Here is an 18,374-nt window from a genome sequence, read left to right on the forward strand (position 1 = left end):
AGAAAGCGCATGCCATGTTCTTCGTCCAGCCGCCCGAAGTCCGTGAACTCGAGATCTTCAGCCGCATGCCCGAGCGCTTCCGGCGCAAGGAACGCAGCGCCTGGGCCGATGCGAACCGCGGTGGCCAACCGGTCGACTCCTTCCTCGAAGGCCCGGTGTTCGACGCCACCGGCAACCTGTACCTGACGGACATTCCCTTCGGCCGCATCTTTCGCATCGACGCGGCGGGCGCGTGGGAACTGGTCGCCGAATACGACGGCGAGCCCAACGGCATGAAGTTCCTCAACGCGCGGGAACTGCTCATCACCGACTACAAGAACGGCCTGATGCGGCTCGACATCGCGTCGGGCCAGGTCACGTCCTTCCTGGAGCGCCGCAACAGCGAACGCTTCAAGGGCGTCAACGACCTGGTGTTCGACGCCCATGGCAATCTCTACTTCACCGACCAGGGCCAGAGTGGCCTGCACGAACCCACCGGCCGCGTCTATCGGCTCTCGCCCGAGGGCCGGCTCGATCTTTTGCTGGCCAACGTGCCGAGTCCGAACGGCGTGGTGCTCTCGCCGGACGAGAAGGTGTTGTTCGTCGCTGCCACGCGCGGCAACTGCGTATGGCGCGCGCCGTTGATGGACGACGGCAGCGTGGCCAAGGTCGGCCAGTTCTTCACCTCCTACGGCCCGAGCGGCCCCGATGGCCTGGCCATGAACGAGGAAGGTGGTCTTCTCGTCGCCAACCCCGGGCTGGGCTATGTGTGGGTTCTCAACCGGCGCGCCGAGCCGATGCTCGTGCTGCGCGGTCCGGCCGGCGCGTCGACCACCAATCTCGCATTCGGCGGCGCCGATCGGTGCATGCTGCACGTCACCGATTCGACGCACGGCCATGTGTTGAGAGCGACGCTCGAGGTGCCCGGCCAGCGGCTGCATCGAGGGCCGGGGGACTGAGACTTCCGGCGGCAGAGCTTCGCGCGATCCAGCCATGACCGGCCGTCGACGAACTATCGAGGCCGCAACAGCCTGTACAGCACGTCAGAACCGTCACACACGCCGCACGCGGCCTCCGCCAAACCGAATGGGCCTCACCGGCAAGCCTTCTCTTCAGGTCTCGACGATCGCCACGACCTGCCCCTCATCCACCGCGTCGCCCTCGCCGGCGCGCAGTTCCACGACGACGCCACCGGCCTCGCATTGCACCGGGATCTCCATCTTCATCGACTCCACCACCAGGAGGGTGTCATCGGCATCCACCCGCGACCCGACGGGCAGCAGAACCTTCCAGATCTTGCCGGTGACTTCGGCCTTCACTTCGATGCGTGCCATTTCTTCTCCATTTCGGATTTCGTGATCGGAACCTCGTGGAACAGGGTCCGCCTATTCCAGCTTGATCCCTGCGGATCGAATCAGCTCGCCCCAGCGCGCCGTGTCCGCATGCACGAACGCCGTGGACTGCGCCGGGCTCATGCTCTCGGCGAAACCACCGAAGTTCGCGATCTGCGCCTGCACCTCGGGCAGGCGCATGACCTTGCGCACTGCATCGGCGAGCCGTTGCTGGATCCCGGCCGGCACGCCCGCGGGCGTGACCACGCAGAGCCAGCCCTCGGCCGAGAATTCCGGGTAGCCGCTCTCGGCCACGGTGGGCACGTCGGGCAGCGCCGGCAGGCGCTGGGCCGAGCTGATCGCGAGCGCGCGCATCTGGCCGTTGCGCACGTAGGGCACCGCGACGCTCGTCACTTCGAACAGCACGGGCACATGGTTGCCCAGCAGCAGCGCAGCCGCCTGGCCACTGCCGCGATTCGGCACATGCACGAGCCGGGCGCCGCTCACATGCTGGAGCAGTTCCGCCGTGAGATGCTGCGAGGATCCCGCGCCGGGCGTCGCATACTCGATCGATGCACGCTTCGATTGCTCGATCAGATCCTTGAGCGACCGGTACGGCGACCTGGGGTCGACCAGCACGACGATCGGGCCGCGATAGACGACGGAGATCATCGAGAAGCCGTTCTCCGCGTCGTAGGGCAGCTTGGGATAGAGCGCCGGATTGAGTGCCAAGGGCCCGATGGCACTCAGGCCGATGGTGTAGCCGTCGGGCGCCGCCCGCCCGAGGGCCGCCATGCCGATGCCGCCGCTCGCACCGGCCTTGTTCTCCACCACCACCGCCTGGCCGAGTTCCTGCGACAGCCGGTCGGCGATCAGGCGAGCGATCGAATCGGTCACGTTGCCCGGCGCGAAGGGCACGATCATCGTGATCGGGCGGCCCGGGTAGCGCTGTTGCGCGAAGGCCTGCGGCAGCGCCGCGGCGAATCCGATGCATGCGATGGCGGCCATCAGCGAGCGGCGTATCGATCCGGGTGTCATGGGTCGTCTCCAATCGGTATCACAAATAGCAGGGCCAGCTCTGCATCAGGTGCCGTCCCACGCCCGCCGTGCCGCGCGCCTGATGGACCTCGAGCATGCGCACCAGCCAGTCGCGTGTTTCATGCGGCCGGATGACCTGCTGCACGTGAAAGTTGGCCGCCATCACCCACGGGCTGGTCTCGCGCGCCAGTTCGGCCAGCCGGTCGTCGAAGCCCGGATCGCCGGGCGACAGGCCATCGACCACGGTCACGCCCGCGGCCGGCGCCATGAATCCGATTTCCGCCGTGGGCCACACCGCGATCTCATCGGAGTTACGGCCGCCGCCCATGTTCAGATAGGCCTGTCCGTAGAGCTTGCGCAGGATCACCGTCAGCTTCGGCACCGTGGCGAGTTGCAGCGCCGTCATGTAGTTCATGATGCGCGCGGGTGCTCCGGCCTGCTCGGCCTCGAGGCCGATCGCGAAGCCCGGCACGTCGACCAGGTTGACCAACGGGATATTGAAGGAATCGCACAGGACGATGAAGGATGCGATCTTCCTGCAGGCCGCGATCTCGAGCGCGCCGCCCTTGTGCAGCGGATTGCTGGCGATGATGCCGATCGCGCGTCCGCCCAGGCGGGCGAGTCCCGTGATGCCGGTCTTGCCGAAGCGCGCCTTGAGTTCGAAGAAGCTGTCGCGATCGACGATCGCGCGGATGATCTTCTTCATGTCGTAGACCTGCGTCTCGCGCTCGGGCAGCAGTTCCAGGATGCCGGGCATCTGCTCGCCCGAGCCGCGCGGCACCGGCTGCAGCGGCGGCGTCTCGGCGTTGTGCGAGGGCAGGTACGACAGGAAGCGGCGGATCGCGTCGATCGCTTCTTCGTCGCTGTCGACCACCTGATCCACCAGCCCGGTGGTCTCAGCATGCAGCAGCCAGCCGCCGAGCGCCTCGGGCTCGAGGGTGGCGCCGGTCGCCTGCTTCACCAGGGGTGCGCTCGAGACCGACAGCAAGGCGCCCTTGCGCATCACCTTGAAGTCGCTCAGGCACGAGTACCAGCTCGACGACCCGTAGCAGGGGCCGAGGATGGCCGCCGCCCAGGGCGTTTCGCGCAAGCGCAGGTACTGCGCCGGATCGCTGCCGCTGGCGCCCATGCCGGCGGCACCCATCGTTTCCGGAATGCGCGCGCCCGAGGACTCGCCGAGGAAGACCAGCGGAAGGCCGCGCTGCGCCGCCACGCGCTTCATGTGCGCGATCTTGCGGCCGTTGACCATCGTGCTCGATGCACCCATGACGGTGAAATCGTTCGACATCGCCGCCGCCTCGCGCCCGGCGATGCGGCCGAAGCCGGCGATCTTGCCGTCGGCCGGCGCCTTGCCTGCATCGGGGCCGGAGAACGCGAACAGCCCCACTTCGGCGAAGCTGCCTTCGTCGAAGAGCGCGGCCAGCCTGGCGCGTGCATCGAGCAGGCCGGCGTCGCGCCGGCGCTGGAGCTTGGCCGCGCCACCCATCGCCAGCGCCTGCGCATGGCGGCGTTCGTAATCGTCCGAGATTTCTTTCCGGTCCATCAATCTTGTTCCTTGTCTCTCGTCATGGCGCCGACCCGGCTCATCGCATGCCGCGCAGCTTCACGCCCAGCCGGGTCGCGCAGACCGCGTAGGCATCGCGCACCCAATCGCACAGCAAGGGTCGCGTGGTCGCAGGCTCGATCACGTCGACGACGCCGAAGCGCTCCGCCGTCCGCAGCGGCGATCCGATCTTGTGGAACAGCGTCTCGAGTTCGAGCCGGCGCGCCTCGGGGTCGGCGGCGGCTTCGAGCTCGCGCCGGTAGGCCGCCGCGACGCCGCCTTCCACCGGCACCGATCCCCAGCGCGCCGATGGCCACGCGAAACGGTGCGGCAACGCCATGCCGCCCGGCCCGACCCAGGGACTGAGCATGCCGCCGGCGAGGCCGAAGCAGCGGCGGATGACGATCGCGATCCAGGGGATGGACGATTGCTCCATCGCGGCCTGGGCGCGCAGCACCGCGGCCAGGGTTCCTTCGCGCTCGGCGTCCGGGCCGGTCATCGAGCCGGGTTGGTCTACCAGGTTGACCATCGGCAGGTGGAAGGTGTCGCAGAGATCGATGAAGCGCTCCATCTTCTGCGCCGCCGCGCGCGTCAGCGCGCCGCCCATCACGACCGGGTTGTTGATCATCACGCCGACGGCATGCCCGTCCAGCCGAGCCAGGCAGGTGACGAGCGATCCGCCGAACTGCGGGGAAATCTCGAACACCGATTCGCGATCGAAGACCGCAGCAAGGATCTTGCGCGGCTCGAAGACCTTGCGCCGCTCGGCGGGAATGGCGTCGTTCAGGGACGGCTCCGACCGCGCCGCAGGATCGGTGCATGCCACGACCGGCGGCTGCGCGAAAACGTTCTGCGGCAGGAAGGACAGGAAGCGGCGCGCCTGGTCGAGGGCCTCGGCCTCGGTCGCCGCGCTGTTGTTGATCACGCCACTGGTCTTGTGGACACCCCAGCCGCCGAGCTCTTCCTTGCCGACGGCCAGGCCGAGTGCCTGCTTCACGACGGGCGGCCCGCCGGCGAAGACCTGCGCCTGGCCGCGCACCATCACCGAGAAATGCGAACTGCAGGCCCGGATCGCACCCAGCCCCGCTGCCGGGCCCAGCACGATGCCCACCACGGGCGCCAGCATCAGCAGTTGCGTGGAAGGCAGCAGCGCATAGCCCGGGATCTTCGTGAAGCCCAGCTGCTGCGTCAGGTTCACGCTGCCGCCCGCACTGTGCACCAGCCGCACCAGCGGCAGCCGGTATTCATGGGCGTAGCGATCGGCGTAGATCCATTTCTCGGCCACGGTCGCTTCCGAGGAGCCGCCGCGCAGGGTGAAGTCGTCGGAGGCCACGACGGTCTTGCGCGCGCCCACCTGCGCCAGCCCGATGACGTGCGCCGAGGGCGTGAACGATTCGAGGTCTCCGGACGCGCCGTAGCGCCCCTTGCCGGCCAACGCGCCGAACTCCCGGAAGCTGCCTGCATCCACGAGGCGGTCGATGCGCTCGCGCGCATTCAACATGCCGAGCTCGCGCGTGCGCGCGAGATGCTCGGCCCCGCCCATCCGGGCTGCGGTCGCGCGCCTGGCGTCGATGTCTTCGAGCTCGGCATTCCACTGTTGAGAAGGAAATTGAGGCATGGCGCGATCGATCAGGCGCACGCGGGCTGGAAGACGACCCGGCGTGCGATCAACTCGCCGATGGCCTCGGCGCTGTAGCCGAGTTCGCCGGCCAGTATGCCGGTGCTGTCGGCGCCCGCCTCGGGGCCGGCCCATCGAACGCTGCCCGGCGTCTCCGACAGCTTCGGCACGATCCCTTGCTGGCGTGCCGACCCCAGCACCGGATGGGGCACGTCGATCAGCATCTGGCGCGCCTTGAAGTGCGGATCGTCGAAGACGTCCGGCAAGGTGAAGACGCGCGAGCAAGGCACCTCGGCTTCGATCAGTCTGCGCTCCACCTCCGCGCCGGTGTGCGGCCGCGTCCACTCGGCCACCGCCTCGTCGAGCTCGGCGGCGTGCTGGCCGCGCAGGCGAACGCTGGCGAAGCGCGGGTCGACCGCCAGCGGCTCGCGCCCCATGGCCCGCAGCAAGCGGGCGAAGGTCGCGTCGTTGTTCGCCGCGATGAGCACATAGCCGTCGGTCGTCGGATAGAGGCTGTTGGGTGCGACGTTCGGCAGGCTGGGCCCCTGGCGCGCAGGCACGTGCCCGAGCTTGTCGAAGGCCGGCACGAAACCTTCCATCATCGAGAAGGCGGTCTCGTACAGCGCCGCGTCCACCAGTTGGCCGCGGCCGGTCGACTGGCGATGGAACAAGGCCATCATGGCGCCGAAGGCGCTGTAGATCGCGGTGAGGTAATCGGTCGTCGCGAGCGCGACGCGGCTCGGCGGACGATCGGGGTCGCCGGTCAGGTCGCGCACGCCCGCGAAGGCGTCGCAGATGGCCCCATAGCCCGGGCGCGATGCGTAAGGCCCGGTCTGGCCGTAGCCGCTGATGCGCACCATCACCAGCCTGGGATTGGCCGCATGCAAGCTGTCGTAGTCGAAGCCGAGGCGCTCCATCACGCCGGGGCGGTTGTTCTCCAGCATGACGTCGGCCTTGGCCAGCAGCTCGTGCAGGATGCGCTTGCCGTCGGGCGTCTTGAGGTCCACCGCGATGCTGCGCTTGCCGCGCTGGATCGAAATGGCCTGCAAGGACACGCCCTCCGAGAACATGCCCATCTGGCGCACCGGATCGCCCTCCGGCGGCTCGACCTTGATCACGTCGGCGCCGAAGTCCGCGAGCAGCCTGCCGCATGCCGGGCCGGCGAAGGTGTTGCACAGCTCGATCACGCGCACGCCGGCCAGGGGCCCGCGCGTCTCCTTCATGGTGTCGCTCATGTCAGTTCTGACCCAACTTGAGCTCCTTGACCAGCGGCGCCAGTTCCGTGCGCTCGCGGTCGAAATAGTCGATGGTCTTGGCCTGGTTCATGTAGAGAGGCTTGGCGCCGTTGCGCGCGAGCAGCGCCTGCCATTCGGGGTCGTTGGAAAGTTTCTCGATCGCGCCTTCCCAGAAACGCACTGCCTGCGGCGGCACGTCCTTGGGCAGCATCAGGCCGTACACCGAACTGAAGCTCGAATCCACGCCCTGCTCGCGCCACGTCGGGACATTCGCGAACACGCCATCGAGGCGCTCCGCGGACGACACCGCCAGGGGCCGCACGCTGCCGGCCGACACCATGCCCACCAGATTGGGCGTGCTGGCCGGAACGGCGTCCACGTAGCCGCCGAGCAAGGCCGTGAGCGCCTCCGCCGAGGAGCGGTACGGCGCGAGCGTCAGCTTGCCGAGGTCGACGCCCGCCGCCTTCAGCGGCTTGGCCAGCGAGATCAGCACGTGATGCCCGAGATAGCCGAAACGCACGCTCGCGGGATCCCGCTTCAGGCTGGCGACCAGGTCGCCGGCGCTCTTGAGGCTGGAATCCGATCGCACCGTGACCGCCATCGTCTCGCGCAGGAACAGGGCCACCGGCGTGAAATCCGAAAAGCCCAGCTTCAACTCGCCGGTGAGATGGGAGATCGTGATGCCGGTATAGGACAGGGTGAGCACATGCGGATTGCCCGGCCGCTGCTGCAGGCTTTGCAGCGCGATGACGCCCGTGCCGGACGGCCGGTTCACGACCACCCAGGACTGGCCGTTGAGCATGTCGTGCTTCGCCAGCAGATGGCCCATGGCCCGGACGTACTGGTCTGCCGCGCCACCGGGACCGGAAGGCACGACGAATTCGATGGGCGCCGTCGGCTTCCACTCCTGCGCGTGTGCCGATACGCAGCCCCACGCGAGGCCGAGCGCGGCAAGCCCTGCCAACTTGATCATCTGATGTCTCCTGCTTGTACTGCCCTGCGCCGCGCCTGCAAGTTATCTGTCGCCCTTCGCGCATCCGACCACTCTAGGCAGCAGTGCCGCAGCCCACAAGCTAAAATTTCTTAGCGATTCACAAGGAAACGCTTATGAATTCCAGCGAGCCCCTCGCCCGCCCGAGATCCATCGACGTGAGTCTTCGGCAGCTTCGCGCTTTCGCCACCGTGGCTCAGCTCGGCAGCTTCGTGGAGGCCTCGCGCGCATTGCACGTCACGCCTGCGGCATTGAGCATCGTGGTCGCCGAACTCGAGGCCTCGCTCGGCTTTCGCGTCTTCGACAGAACGACACGGCGCGTGCGCCTGTCCGGCCCCGGCGAGCAGTACCTGCCCTTCGCCGAGCGGATCCTCGCGGACGTCGAAGGCGCGCGCCGATGGGCGAGCGACCTGCGCGATCAGAAGACCGGCGTGGTCCGCATGGCCACGAGCCAGGTCGTCACCTGGGCCCTCATGCCGCCCCTGTTCGCCGCCTTTCGGCAGTCGCGGCCGGATGTGCGGCTCGAGCCGATGGACCTGGGCGTCGACGAGATCTTCCCGGCCCTGGAGCAGGGACGCGCGGACATCGGCATCACGCTGAGCACGTCGGTCGGCCCGGCCCTGCGTGCCACGCCGGCCTTCGATTCGCGCGTTCACGTGGTGTGCCGCAGCGACGGCCGCTGGGGCAGGCGCAAGAGCCTGCGATGGTCGGAACTGGCGGGCGAGCCGCTCGTCTTCACCGGCATCGACACCCCGGCGCGCATCAACGCCGAACTCGGCGGCACGCCGGTCCTCGAGGCTGCCTGGCAGGTCGCCCACACCGGCACCGCCCTGGCGCTGGTGGCCAGCGGATTCGGCAGCGCCATCTGTGCGGGCTACGTGCGTCCGATGACGAACATCCACAACCTGCGCATGCTGCCGATGACCCATCCGGTGGTGGTGCGCTCCATGAGCATCTACACCAGCCGCGCGCGCACGGGCGTGCCGGCGGTGGAGGCGATGCGGGAGTTCCTGCAAAGCCAGTTTTCGCGGGCCCGCGGGGGCTTCGTGGAATCCCTGCTGCCGAAGCTGCCCGGCGCCTAGAGATGCGCGGTCGATCGCCTCAGGCCCGGTCGGCGCCCTTCGAGTCCGCAGGCTCGCCGCGGTAGGCAATCATGGACAGCGCATCGCGCACGACGGTCATCTGCTCGTTGCCGATCAGCCGCGCGTACTCCCTTTCGATCTGGGCAATGCATTTGTGCATGTGCGTCATGTATTCCAACCCGGCCTCGGTGAAGCGCACGAGCGATGCGCGTCCGTCGGCGCCGTCCGCGTCGCGGCAGAGCAGGCCTTCGTCCTCGAGATCCTTCACCATGCGCGCGACCGCCTGCTTGGTCACGCCGAGCCGGCGGGCCAGATCGATGCTGCGCGTGCCGTCGACGTCGATATAAGGCAAGAGGCGTCCGCGCGCCTGGAGCGCCGCGTTGTCCGGGCCGTTCATCTTCTCGGACAGGCGGGCGATGAAGTCCTGGCGCGCCAGCAGCAGCAGCCGTCCGATGCCATGGCGCCGCGATTTCTGGAGGGCGGTGATCTGGGCGCGGGTGAACATGCGCGGCAATATAGCATCGCGCCGCCGTACCGAATCCGGGGTGTCGGCGATGCCTCCGGCGCTGTCCCGCACCTCAGCGCATCGTTCGCGGCCGGGGCCCCAGCGCGTGCAGCGTGAGCGCGCGCGCGTCCTCGGCCCAGCGGCACAGAAGCGGCCGCGTGCTCGCCGGCTCGATCACGTCGACGATGCCGAAGCGCTCCGCGGTGCGGAACGGCGAACTCAGCTGGTGGTACTCGTCCTCGAGGCCCGAACGCGTGGCGATCGGGTCCGGCGAGGCTTCGATCTCCCTGCGGTAGGCGGCCGCGACACCGCCCTCGATCGGTATCGAACCCCAGCGCGCCGAGGGCCAGGCGAAGCGGTGCGGCAATGCGGTGCCGCTCGGGCCGAACTTGGGGCTCAGCATCGCGCCGGCCAACCCGAAGCAGCGGCGCAGCACGATCGCGCACCAGGGCACCGACGACTGCTCGATGGCGGCGCCCGCGCGCAGCGTGGCGTACATGGTGCCGTCGCGTTCGGCCTCCAGCCCGGTCATGGTGCCCGGCTGGTCCACGAGGTTGACGATCGGCAAGTGGAAGGTGTCGCAGAGATCGACGAAGCGTTCCATCTTCAGCGAAGCCGCGCGCGTCAACGCGCCGCCCATCACCACCGGGTTGTTGATCATCACGCCGACCGCGATGCCGTTCAGACGCGCGAAGAAGGTCAGCAGCGAGGCGCCGAAGTGCGGCTGCATCTCGAACGCCGATTCGCGGTCGAACAGCGCCGCGACGATCTTGCGCGGTGCGAAGATCTTGCGCCGGTCGCGCGGAATGGCATCGTTGAGCCAGGCATCGGCGCGCTCCGCCGGGTCGTCGCCGGGCGTGCGCGGCGGCGCTTCCCAGACGTTGGCCGGCAGATAGGAAAGAAAGCGCCGGGCCAGGGCAAAGGCCTCGGCTTCGGTGTCGGCCGCGTTGTGCACAACGCCGCTCACGCGATGGACCTCGTAGCCGCCGAGCGATTCCTTGTCGATGTCGTGGCCCAGCGCCTGCTTCACCACGGGCGGTCCGCCCGCGAAGACCTGGCTCTTGCCCTTCAGCATGATCGAGAAATGCGCCTGCGCGGAACGGATCGCACCCAGGCCCGCGCACGCGCCCATCGCAATGCCCACCACCGGCGAGCGGCCGAGCAGCTGCGCGCCCGGCAGGAAGGCATAGCCCGGAATCTTCGTGTGGCCCGTCTGCTTGAGCAGCTTCACGCTGCCGCCGGCGGTGTCGACCATGCGCACGATCGGCTTGCGGTACTCGTAGGCGTAGCGGTCGGCATAGACCCACTTCTCCGCGACCGCGGCCTCGGAAGAGCCGCCGCGAATCGTGAAGTCGTCGGAGATCACGACCACCGAGCGTCGATCGATCTCGGCCAGGCCCATCACCTGCGTCGACGGCGTGACCGCGTCCAGCGTGCCGTCGGCGTGGTAGCGCCCCTTGCCGGCGAGCGCTCCCATTTCGCGGAACGAGCCGGCGTCGACCAGTGCGTCGACGCGTTCGCGCGCGTTCAGCCGCCCTACGGCCTGCCACTTCGCGATGGCGTCGCTGCCGCCCATCTGCGCTGCGAATCCGCGTCGCACCTCCAGCTCGGCCAGCTCCTGGCCCCACTCCTTGCTTGCATTCATCGGTGTGGGTCCTCAGAGGCTTTCGACCGTCGACGTGGTTCTCACCACGCCGGCGTCGACGAGCGCGGCGATGACGTCCGGCGCGAGCGCCAGGTCATCACGCAGGACCGATTCCGTGTCCGCGCCGAGTTCGGGCCCGGTGTGCCGGATGCGGCCCGGCGTGACCGAGAGCTTCGGCACCACCCCGGTCTGCCGGACTTCGCCGAGCACCGGATGCGGCACACGCGCGATCATGTCGCGCGCCGCGTAATGCGGGTCGTCGAAGATGTCCTGGATCGTGAAGACCCGCGATGCCGGAACGCCGGCGTCCTGCAGCAGCTTCTCGATCACCGGCCCATCGAAGCCGCGGGTCCAGTCGGCGACCATCGCGTCCAGGCTTTGCATGTTCGCCTTCAGGCCGCGGCTGCGGATGGTGGCGTAGCGCGGATCCGTCAGCAGCTCGGGGCGGTCCATCACCTGGACGAGGCGCTCGTAGGTCGATCGGCTGTTGGCAGCGATCAGCACGTAGCCGCCCTCGCGCGTCGGATAGAGGCTGTTCGGCGCCATCGACGGCAGGTTCGGACCCTGGCGGATCGGGACGTTGCCCAGCTTGTCGTAGGCCGGCACGACCGACTCCATCTGCGAGAACGCGGCCTCGTAGAGTGCGACGTCCACCACCTGCCCGAAGCCCGTGCGATCCCGGTGCCGCAGCGCGGCCAGGATGCCGAAGGCGGCATAGACCGAGCTCAGGTAGTCGGTGGTGGCCAGGGCGACCCGCGACGGCGGGCGGTCCGGGTCGCCGGTGAGATGGCGCACGCCGCCGAAGGCTTCGCAGATGGCGCCATAGCCGGGCAATTGCGAACTCGGGCCGTCCTGGCCGTAGCCGCTGATGCGGGCATAGACGATGTCCGGCTTGATCTTCTTTGCGGCCTCGTAGCCGAGCCCCATGCGCTCGAGCACGCCGGGGCGGTTGTTCTCGAGCACCACGTCGACCTGCGCGATCAGGGCCAGCGCCAGCGCCACGCCTTCGCTGTTCTTGAGATCGATCACCATCGAGCGCTTGCCGCGCAGGATCGAGGCCGCATAGAGCGCCACGTCGCCGACATGGTTGCCGAGCTGGCGCACCGGATCGCCATCGGGCGGCTCGATCTTGATGACGTCGGCGCCGAAGTCGGCGAGCAGCCGGCCGCAGGCCGGGCCGGCGATGGTGGTGCAGATCTCGAGCACGCGCACGCCATCGAGGGCGTTGGGGGAGGAAGCTGCCGCCGCGTTCAACTGACCATCCCCAGTGCGTGCAGCAGGCGCGACGATTCCTCGAGTTCGCTCGCCACGAAGGCCCGCGCCTGCGCGTGGTCCATGAAGCGCGGCGTCACCTCGTATTCCTGCAAGGTCGCCGCCCATTCGGGCGAGCGCGAAAGCTCGCGAAAGCGCTCGTCCCAGAAGGCGATCTGCTCGGCCGTGATCCGGGGCGGAAAGAGAATGCCTTCCACCGAGGTGTAGACGCTGTCGATGCCCTGCTCCTTCCATGTGGGCACATGGGCCAGCGCGCCCGGCAGGCGCGCGGCGGACGACACGGCGATCACGCGCAGCGCGCCGCTCGTCACGCCGGTCACCAGGTTGGCCGCACTGGCGGAGACGACATCGACGTGGTCGCCGCGCAGCGCGACGACCGACTCCGCCGAGGAACGGAAAGGCGCGACCGTCAGCTTCTCGGTCGCGACACCCGCCAGCTTCAGCGGCTTCAGGATCGCGATGTGGATGTGGTTGTTGAGCCCCGGCGCCACCGCGATGCGCAGCGACCCCGGATCCTTCTTCAGGCGCGCGACCATGTCGGCGGCGTTCCTGATCGGCGAATCGGCTTTCACCGCGACCACCAGGGCCTCTTCGAAAAGGATCGGCCCGATCGTGAAGTCCTTCAGCAGGTCGTGCTTGTAGTCGCCCAGGATCTGCCCGAGCATGAAGCCGGTCGAGAGCATCGTGAAGATGTCCGCGTCGCCCGGGCGCTGCACCACCGGCGCGGCCGCGATCATCCCCTGCCCGCCGGGCCGGTTGGTGATGATCATGGCCTGGCCGCCGAGCGAACCGTGGGTGTCGAAGAACTTCTTCATCACCCGGCCATAGATGTCGACGGCGCCGCCGGCGGCCGAGGGGATCACGTATTCGACCTGGCCGGTCGGCTTCCACGCGGCCGCGCGCGCATTCGCGCCCAGCAGCGAGCCGAGCAGCACGGCCAGGATGCCGCGCCGGTTCAATGCGGGGCCGGTGGCGAGGGTGGGCGAATGCGTCATGTCAGGCCTCGACGATCGCCACGACCTGGCCGTCTTCGACCGCATCGCCTTCGGCCACGAGGACTTCGACCAGCGTTCCTTCGTCCGCGCTGAACACCGGGATCTCCATCTTCATGGATTCGACCACCATGATCGATTCATCGGGCGTGACCCGGCTGCCGGGGCTCGCTTGCAGCTTCCACACCTTGCCCGTGACTTCGGACTTGATTTCTATTCTGGCCATGGGATGAAGGTTCCTTGAATGCGTAGTGATGAGACAGTGATCAGGCGGCGCTGCCTTGCAGCACTTGCGCCGCCAGTCCGGTATGGACGTGGCCCGAACGGAATGGGGCGGACATCAGCATGCGGCGCAGGAACGGCAGGTTGTTCTTGACGCCGGCGATCTCCGTCGCGTCGATGGCCTCGACCAGGCGATCGATCGCGGCTTCGCGATGCTCGGCATGGACGATGAGCTTGGCGATCAGCGGGTCGTACCAGGGCGTGACGACGCTGCCCTCGGCATAGCCGGTTTCGACGCGCAGTCCCGGGCCGCTCGGAAAGCGCAGGGTCCGCAGCGTGCCGGGCGACGGGAAGAAGCGCACCGGGTCTTCCGCATAGATGCGCACTTCGATGGCATGCCCGCGCACGGCGATGTCCGCGGGCAGCACCGAGGCCAGCGGCTCGCCGGCCGCCAGACGAATCTGCGAAACGACCAGGTCGATGCCCGTGATCTCCTCGGTGACCGCATGCTCGACCTGCAGCCGGGTGTTCATCTCCAGGAACTGGAACGCGTCGGCGGCGCCACCGTAGAGCGTCTCGACCGTGCCGATGACGTCGTAGCGCAGCGTGTGCAGGATCTCGGTCATGCGGTCCGCCGCCTTCAGGATCGCGGCGCGCGGGATCAGGGGTGCGGGAGACTCCTCGATCAGCTTCTGGTGGCGACGCTGCACCGAGCAATCGCGTTCGAAGAGATGCCGGATGTGGCCCTGCCGATCGGCGAGCACCTGGAACTCGATGTGCCGCGGCGAAAGCATCAGCTCTTCGAGGTAGAGCTCCGCGTTGCCGAAGCTGCGGGCGGCGAGCGTGCGCGCGCGCTCGACCGCGACGCGCAATTCCTCGGGCGAATGGGCCGCCAGCATCCCGATGCCGCCGCCGCCGGTGGCCGGCTTCACCAGCACCGGGAAGCCGATGCGCTCGGCGGCCCGCAGCGCCTCGTCCATGTCGTCGGCCAGCAATCCCGAGCTGCGGGCCATCGGCATGCCGTGGCGCGCCATGAGATCGCGCGCCCGGGTCTTGTGCCCCATCGCATCGATCCAGCGCGGGCTCGGGCCGATGAAGGTCGCGCCGCTGGCATTCACGCGTTCGGCGAAGCCCGCGTTCTCGGAGAGAAAGCCGTAGCCGGGATGAAGCCCGTCCGCGCCCGAGCGGGCGAGCACGTCGAGCAGCTTGTCCTGGTTCAGGTAGCTCGCCTGCGGCTCGGGCGCGCCGAGGCAGTAGCTTTCGTCGGCCTGTGCGAGATAGGGCAGATGGGCGTCGGCCTCCGAATAGACGGCGACGGAACGCACGCCGAGTTGCCGGAGGGCGCGCAGCACGCGCGCGGCGACGGCGCCGCGGTTGGCGACGATGACTTTGCTGAACATGTCAGTAGCTGGTGGGCCAGGTCCGCATGAGGTGCTCGCCGACGCCGCCGCTCATGCGCATTTCATGGATTTCGAGCAGGCGCGTCAGGTAGGCGCGGGTCTCGGTCGGATCGATCACGGCGTGCGCGGCATTCGCCGCCGCCGCGTCGTAGGCCGTGGTGCCCTTGGTCATCTCGGCGAGCAGCTCGGCATGGCGCTCGGGATCGTCGGCTTGCGTCACGCCATGCACGATCGGCACGGCGGAGCGCGGATCCATGAAGTTGATCTCGGCGCTGAACCAGCACACGACCTCGTCCGCGTTGCCGCCGCCGCCCATGTTCAGCACCGCCTGCCCGTAGGACTTGCGCATCACCACCGAGATCTTCGGCACGGTCACCAGCGAGAGCGCATTCATCCAGTTCATGACGCGGCCGATGGCGCCCTTGCGCTCGCCCTCGACGCCGATCAGGAAGCCGGGCTGGTCGACCATGAACACCAGCGGGATGTTGAACGAATCGCAGAGCACCAGGAAGCTCACCACCTTCTCGCAGGATTCGGGATCGATCGCGCCGCCCTTGGCCATCGGGTTGCTGGCGACGATGCCGACCGATCGGCCGTTCAGCCGCGCGAACGCAGTGACGATCGATTTGCCGAAGCGCGGCTTGAGCTCGAACACGCTGTCGAGGTCGTAGATGAGCGCGAGGATCTTGCGCACGTCGTAGACCTGCGTGCGCGACTCGGGAAGGATCTCGAGGATGCGGTGCGCGTTCTCGCCCGAACCCGGCGGCACCGCGGCCACCGGCGGCGGCTCGTTGCAATGCGATGGCAGGTAGGAAAGGAAGCGCGCGACCGCGGCAAGCGCTTCCTGGTCGGTGTCGACGGCGAGGTCGACCATGCCGGTCACTTCGGTGTGCAGCTTCCAGCCGCCCAGTGCCTCCGGGTCCACCGCCTCCGAGATGGCCATCGAGGTGAGCTTGGTGCTCGATACCGCCGTGATCGCGCCCTTGCGCATCACCACGAAGTCGGCGAGCGCGGCATACCATGACGACGAGCCGTAGCAATGGCCCAGCACCGCCGAAACCCAGGGCGTCTCGCGCATGCGCCGGTACTGCGTCGGCCTGTCACCGGCGCCGATGTTGGCTGCGCCCATGACGTCGGGCATGCGCGCGCCGGTGGATTCGCCGAGGAACACCATCGGCATGCCGCGCGTCGAGGCCACGCGCTTGACGCGGCCGACCTTGGCGGTGTTGACGGTGCTGCTCGACGCACCCATGACGGTGAAGTCGTTGGACACGATTCCCACGTCGCGGCCGCCGATCTTCCCGTAGCCGGTGATCTTGCCGTCGGCCGGCGAGCGGCTGCGGACCTCTTCGCGGACCGAGGTGGCGAACAGGCCCGTCTCCAGGAAGCTGCCCGGCTCCACCAGCGCGGCGATGCGTTCGCGTGCATTGAGGATGCCTTCGCTGCGGCGCTCGGCCAGCTTCTTTTCTCCGCCCATGGCGAGTGCCGCCCGGGTGCGCTGCGCGTGCTCCGCGATCTGCTTGTCGAATTTCATGAGGGGCACGTTCCTACTTCTGCTCGCTGGCCAGGAGGCTCGGCACCCGCACCGCCAGCTTTTTCCAGGTGGCCAGGTCCCGCACCATCTGCTGGCGCAGCTCGCCCGGCTCGCCGGACACGGCCTGGGCGCCGATGGCATCGAGCTTGGCGACGAACTGCGGATCGGACACCACCTTGCGCGTCGCGGCGTTGAGCCGGCCGAGCACCGCGGGCGGTGTCGAGGCCGGGGCCAGCAGCCCGTACCAGATGTCGATGTCGTAGTCGACGCCGACCTCGGAGAAGGTCGGCACATTCGGCAGGATCTTCTGCAGTCGCCTGGCGGACGTCACGCCGATGGCCTTGAGCTTGCCGCTCTGCACCTGGGGAAGCAGCACCGGCGTCAGCGCATAGACCATGTCGACCTGGCCGGCCACCGCATCGGTGGTGGCGGCCGCGCCGCCCTTGTAAGGCACATGCAGCACGTTGATCTGCGCCTGCGTCTTCATCAGCTCGACGTAGACGTTCAGCTGCGCGCTCGAGATGCTGAACTTGCCCGGCGATTTCTTCGCGGCAGCGATCAGCTCGCGGGTGTTCGAAAAAGGCGCCTTCGGATTCGCCGCGACCATGAACGGCACGCGCGCGATGAGGCTGACCGGCGCCAGTGCATGGATCGCATCGAAGTTGGGCTTGGGCCCGAAGACGCTGTTGAGCGGCGTGCCGCCGCTGCCGAAGAGCAGCGTGTAGCCGTCGCGCCTGGCCCGCACGACGTCCTCGGTGCCGATGTTCGTCGCGGCGCCGGGCCGGTTGTCGACCACGATCGGCTGGCCGAGTTCCTTGCCCAGGCCATCCGCATAGAGCCGGGCGATCAGGTCGGTCGATCCACCGGGCGGGTACGGCACGATCATGCGGATCGGCTGCTCGGGATAGGACTGTGCATGGGCAGCCCAAGGCCCGAACAAGGCGATGGCCGTCAGCCATGCACCCACGCGAAAGTAGTTGCGCCTTCTCATACGTCTCCTGATGCTTCGGGAAAGCAGTCCATGCGCGGCCGCAAGGTGACAAGGCACGGTGCGCGCATCGGCTGGCAGGAGTGCGATGCTACGAGCGCATTCGCAAATAGTCAACATTGTTGACTTATAGAGCGTGTTTCTCTGCGACGGCCTGGCTCACCAGGACAAGGGTGGCGGCCTGATCGGCCATAGCTTCGGAGCCGTCGACCGTCGCGCCCGGCTATCCGCCCATGATGGCGTTGAGTTTTTCCGCCGCTTGCTGAAGATGGGGCTTGTAGCGTTCGGCTTTGAAGCGTTCCGCCGGTGCGACGACCGAGATGGCAAAGATGCAGTGCCGGACGGCATCGAAAACCGGCATGGCCAAAGTCCGAGCCCCCGGCGTGTCCCTGCCAGTAGAGATGGCGTAGCCAACAGAACGGACCTCGGCCAAGACTGCCGATGACGCCAGCGCGGCATTCATCCGCTTCAGGTTCTGGAGATGGACGCGAGTTGCAAAAGCTGTCAGCACGCGACCAGATGCGCTCTCGTCGAGTGACAGTTGAGACCCGACCCGCACCTGGGCACGGACCGCGACGTCCGCCTCGATGCGGCGGACGATCCGCACGCTCGGCCCGCTGAACTCGGCCAGCGAAACCGACTCGCCCACGGCGAGCACGAGTTCCTGGAGGATGGGGGTGGCGCGCTCGCCGATGTTGGCCTGCTCCAGCGCCGCCTGCCCCATCAGCACCGACAGGAAGGTGAGTCGATAGCGCGTGTCCTCGGTCGGCTCGACCCACCCACCTTGCACCAGCGTGACCAGCTTCTGGTAGGTGGTGGCGCGACTTTCTCCGCAAGCCTTTGCCAACTCGGTCAAGCGCATGGGGCGTTCCGCACGGCCGATCGTCTGGAGGAGCGCCAGAGTCTTCAAGGCGGAGGCAATCGGTTTGACCCCGCTGGTCGCGGCGGGTCCCACGTTTTCTGGCATGTCTGCTTTCAGGTCCATGTGCAAATCCTACC

At 68.0% G+C, this 18,374-nt stretch carries 17 protein-coding genes; 2 read left to right on the forward strand and 15 right to left on the reverse strand.

The features are described 5' to 3' along the window. The first annotated feature begins 14 nt into the window (after positions 1-14). Complete coding sequence (locus E5P2_RS36000) at positions 15-938, forward strand: SMP-30/gluconolactonase/LRE family protein (protein WP_162571848.1); 924 nt, start codon at positions 15-17, stop codon at positions 936-938. Between the two features lie 153 nt (positions 939-1,091). Here E5P2_RS36000 and E5P2_RS36005 read toward each other — a convergent pair whose 3' ends face one another. Genes E5P2_RS36005 through E5P2_RS36030 form a run of 6 tightly spaced genes read right to left on the reverse strand, consistent with a single transcriptional unit; the run spans position 1,092 to position 7,717 of the window. Then, entirely contained in the window at positions 1,092-1,313 is a 222-nt protein-coding gene (locus tag E5P2_RS36005) for an acetyl-CoA carboxylase biotin carboxyl carrier protein subunit (protein ID WP_162571849.1), read from the reverse strand. Between the two features lie 51 nt (positions 1,314-1,364). Next, on the reverse strand, positions 1,365-2,348 hold the full coding sequence (locus E5P2_RS36010) for a Bug family tripartite tricarboxylate transporter substrate binding protein (RefSeq protein ID WP_162571850.1): 984 nt from the start codon (positions 2,346-2,348) through the stop codon (positions 1,365-1,367). A gap of 19 nt (positions 2,349-2,367) precedes the next feature. Then, positions 2,368-3,891: an acyl-CoA carboxylase subunit beta gene (locus E5P2_RS36015; RefSeq protein ID WP_162571851.1), complete on the reverse strand. Its 1,524-nt coding sequence runs from the start codon at positions 3,889-3,891 to the stop codon at positions 2,368-2,370. A 40-nt stretch (positions 3,892-3,931) separates the two neighbouring features. After that, positions 3,932-5,509, reverse strand: coding sequence for an acyl-CoA carboxylase subunit beta (locus E5P2_RS36020; RefSeq protein WP_162571852.1), 1,578 nt, complete (start codon positions 5,507-5,509; stop codon positions 3,932-3,934). Between the two features lie 11 nt (positions 5,510-5,520). After that, positions 5,521-6,744, reverse strand: a complete 1,224-nt coding sequence (locus E5P2_RS36025) for a CaiB/BaiF CoA transferase family protein (RefSeq protein ID WP_232081049.1) — start codon at positions 6,742-6,744, stop codon at positions 5,521-5,523. Between the two features lies 1 nt (position 6,745). Beyond that, on the reverse strand, positions 6,746-7,717 hold the full coding sequence (locus E5P2_RS36030; protein ID WP_162571854.1) for a tripartite tricarboxylate transporter substrate binding protein: 972 nt from the start codon (positions 7,715-7,717) through the stop codon (positions 6,746-6,748). 134 nt (positions 7,718-7,851) lie between these two features. On the opposite strand from E5P2_RS36030, the gene E5P2_RS36035 reads away from it, so the two are divergent. Continuing rightward, the gene (locus E5P2_RS36035; protein ID WP_162571855.1) at positions 7,852-8,817 is read left to right on the forward strand and encodes a LysR family transcriptional regulator; all 966 of its coding nucleotides are present in this window, start codon (positions 7,852-7,854) and stop codon (positions 8,815-8,817) included. 19 nt (positions 8,818-8,836) lie between these two features. Here E5P2_RS36035 and E5P2_RS36040 read toward each other — a convergent pair whose 3' ends face one another. The 9 genes from E5P2_RS36040 to E5P2_RS36075 all read right to left on the reverse strand — a co-directional run bounded on the left by E5P2_RS36040 (position 8,837) and on the right by E5P2_RS36075 (position 18,360). Then, entirely contained in the window at positions 8,837-9,394 is a 558-nt protein-coding gene (locus E5P2_RS36040; RefSeq protein ID WP_162571856.1) for a MarR family winged helix-turn-helix transcriptional regulator, read from the reverse strand. Position 9,395: 1 nt separating this feature from the next. Continuing rightward, positions 9,396-10,967: an acyl-CoA carboxylase subunit beta gene (locus E5P2_RS36045; protein WP_162571857.1), complete on the reverse strand. Its 1,572-nt coding sequence runs from the start codon at positions 10,965-10,967 to the stop codon at positions 9,396-9,398. 12 nt (positions 10,968-10,979) lie between these two features. Further along, positions 10,980-12,221, reverse strand: coding sequence for a CaiB/BaiF CoA transferase family protein (locus E5P2_RS36050; protein WP_232081050.1), 1,242 nt, complete (start codon positions 12,219-12,221; stop codon positions 10,980-10,982). After that, the gene (locus E5P2_RS38090) at positions 12,218-13,234 is read right to left on the reverse strand and encodes a Bug family tripartite tricarboxylate transporter substrate binding protein (RefSeq protein ID WP_162571859.1); all 1,017 of its coding nucleotides are present in this window, start codon (positions 13,232-13,234) and stop codon (positions 12,218-12,220) included. The genes E5P2_RS36050 and E5P2_RS38090 overlap by 4 nt, the downstream gene beginning before the upstream one ends. Before the next feature lies 1 nt (position 13,235). Then, positions 13,236-13,457 (reverse strand): acetyl-CoA carboxylase biotin carboxyl carrier protein subunit, encoded by a 222-nt coding sequence (locus E5P2_RS36055; protein ID WP_162571860.1) that lies wholly within the window; start codon positions 13,455-13,457, stop codon positions 13,236-13,238. Positions 13,458-13,497: 40 nt separating this feature from the next. Further along, positions 13,498-14,853: an acetyl-CoA carboxylase biotin carboxylase subunit gene (locus E5P2_RS36060; protein WP_162571861.1), complete on the reverse strand. Its 1,356-nt coding sequence runs from the start codon at positions 14,851-14,853 to the stop codon at positions 13,498-13,500. A 1-nt stretch (position 14,854) separates the two neighbouring features. Continuing rightward, positions 14,855-16,387 carry an acyl-CoA carboxylase subunit beta gene (locus tag E5P2_RS36065; protein ID WP_162571862.1) on the reverse strand — a complete coding sequence of 511 codons (1,533 nt, stop codon included), beginning with the start codon at positions 16,385-16,387 and terminating at the stop codon, positions 14,855-14,857. Positions 16,388-16,400: 13 nt separating this feature from the next. Next, on the reverse strand, positions 16,401-17,378 hold the full coding sequence (locus tag E5P2_RS36070; RefSeq protein ID WP_162571863.1) for a Bug family tripartite tricarboxylate transporter substrate binding protein: 978 nt from the start codon (positions 17,376-17,378) through the stop codon (positions 16,401-16,403). Positions 17,379-17,598: 220 nt separating this feature from the next. After that, positions 17,599-18,360: an IclR family transcriptional regulator gene (locus E5P2_RS36075; RefSeq protein WP_162571864.1), complete on the reverse strand. Its 762-nt coding sequence runs from the start codon at positions 18,358-18,360 to the stop codon at positions 17,599-17,601. Positions 18,361-18,374 lie beyond the last annotated feature (14 nt).

The organism is Variovorax sp. SRS16 (assembly GCF_901827165.1).
GTDB lineage: Bacteria > Pseudomonadota > Gammaproteobacteria > Burkholderiales > Burkholderiaceae_C > Variovorax.

What these genes read in the sequence shown, in the direction of transcription:
- E5P2_RS36075 (WP_162571864.1), bottom strand. Translation starts at nt 18,360, where the DNA reads ATGGACCTGAAAGCAGACATGCCAGAAAACGTGGGACCCGCCGCGACC.
- E5P2_RS36015 (WP_162571851.1), bottom strand. Translation starts at nt 3,891, where the DNA reads ATGGACCGGAAAGAAATCTCGGACGATTACGAACGCCGCCATGCGCAG.
- E5P2_RS36025 (WP_232081049.1), bottom strand. Translation starts at nt 6,744, where the DNA reads ATGAGCGACACCATGAAGGAGACGCGCGGGCCCCTGGCCGGCGTGCGC.
- E5P2_RS36035 (WP_162571855.1), top strand. Translation starts at nt 7,852, where the DNA reads ATGAATTCCAGCGAGCCCCTCGCCCGCCCGAGATCCATCGACGTGAGT.
- E5P2_RS36010 (WP_162571850.1), bottom strand. Translation starts at nt 2,348, where the DNA reads ATGACACCCGGATCGATACGCCGCTCGCTGATGGCCGCCATCGCATGC.
- E5P2_RS36060 (WP_162571861.1), bottom strand. Translation starts at nt 14,853, where the DNA reads ATGTTCAGCAAAGTCATCGTCGCCAACCGCGGCGCCGTCGCCGCGCGC.
- E5P2_RS36065 (WP_162571862.1), bottom strand. Translation starts at nt 16,387, where the DNA reads ATGAAATTCGACAAGCAGATCGCGGAGCACGCGCAGCGCACCCGGGCG.
- E5P2_RS36055 (WP_162571860.1), bottom strand. Translation starts at nt 13,457, where the DNA reads ATGGCCAGAATAGAAATCAAGTCCGAAGTCACGGGCAAGGTGTGGAAG.
- E5P2_RS36020 (WP_162571852.1), bottom strand. Translation starts at nt 5,509, where the DNA reads ATGCCTCAATTTCCTTCTCAACAGTGGAATGCCGAGCTCGAAGACATC.
- E5P2_RS36070 (WP_162571863.1), bottom strand. Translation starts at nt 17,378, where the DNA reads ATGAGAAGGCGCAACTACTTTCGCGTGGGTGCATGGCTGACGGCCATC.
- E5P2_RS36005 (WP_162571849.1), bottom strand. Translation starts at nt 1,313, where the DNA reads ATGGCACGCATCGAAGTGAAGGCCGAAGTCACCGGCAAGATCTGGAAG.
- E5P2_RS36030 (WP_162571854.1), bottom strand. Translation starts at nt 7,717, where the DNA reads ATGATCAAGTTGGCAGGGCTTGCCGCGCTCGGCCTCGCGTGGGGCTGC.
- E5P2_RS38090 (WP_162571859.1), bottom strand. Translation starts at nt 13,234, where the DNA reads ATGACGCATTCGCCCACCCTCGCCACCGGCCCCGCATTGAACCGGCGC.
- E5P2_RS36045 (WP_162571857.1), bottom strand. Translation starts at nt 10,967, where the DNA reads ATGAATGCAAGCAAGGAGTGGGGCCAGGAGCTGGCCGAGCTGGAGGTG.
- E5P2_RS36000 (WP_162571848.1), top strand. Translation starts at nt 15, where the DNA reads ATGTTCTTCGTCCAGCCGCCCGAAGTCCGTGAACTCGAGATCTTCAGC.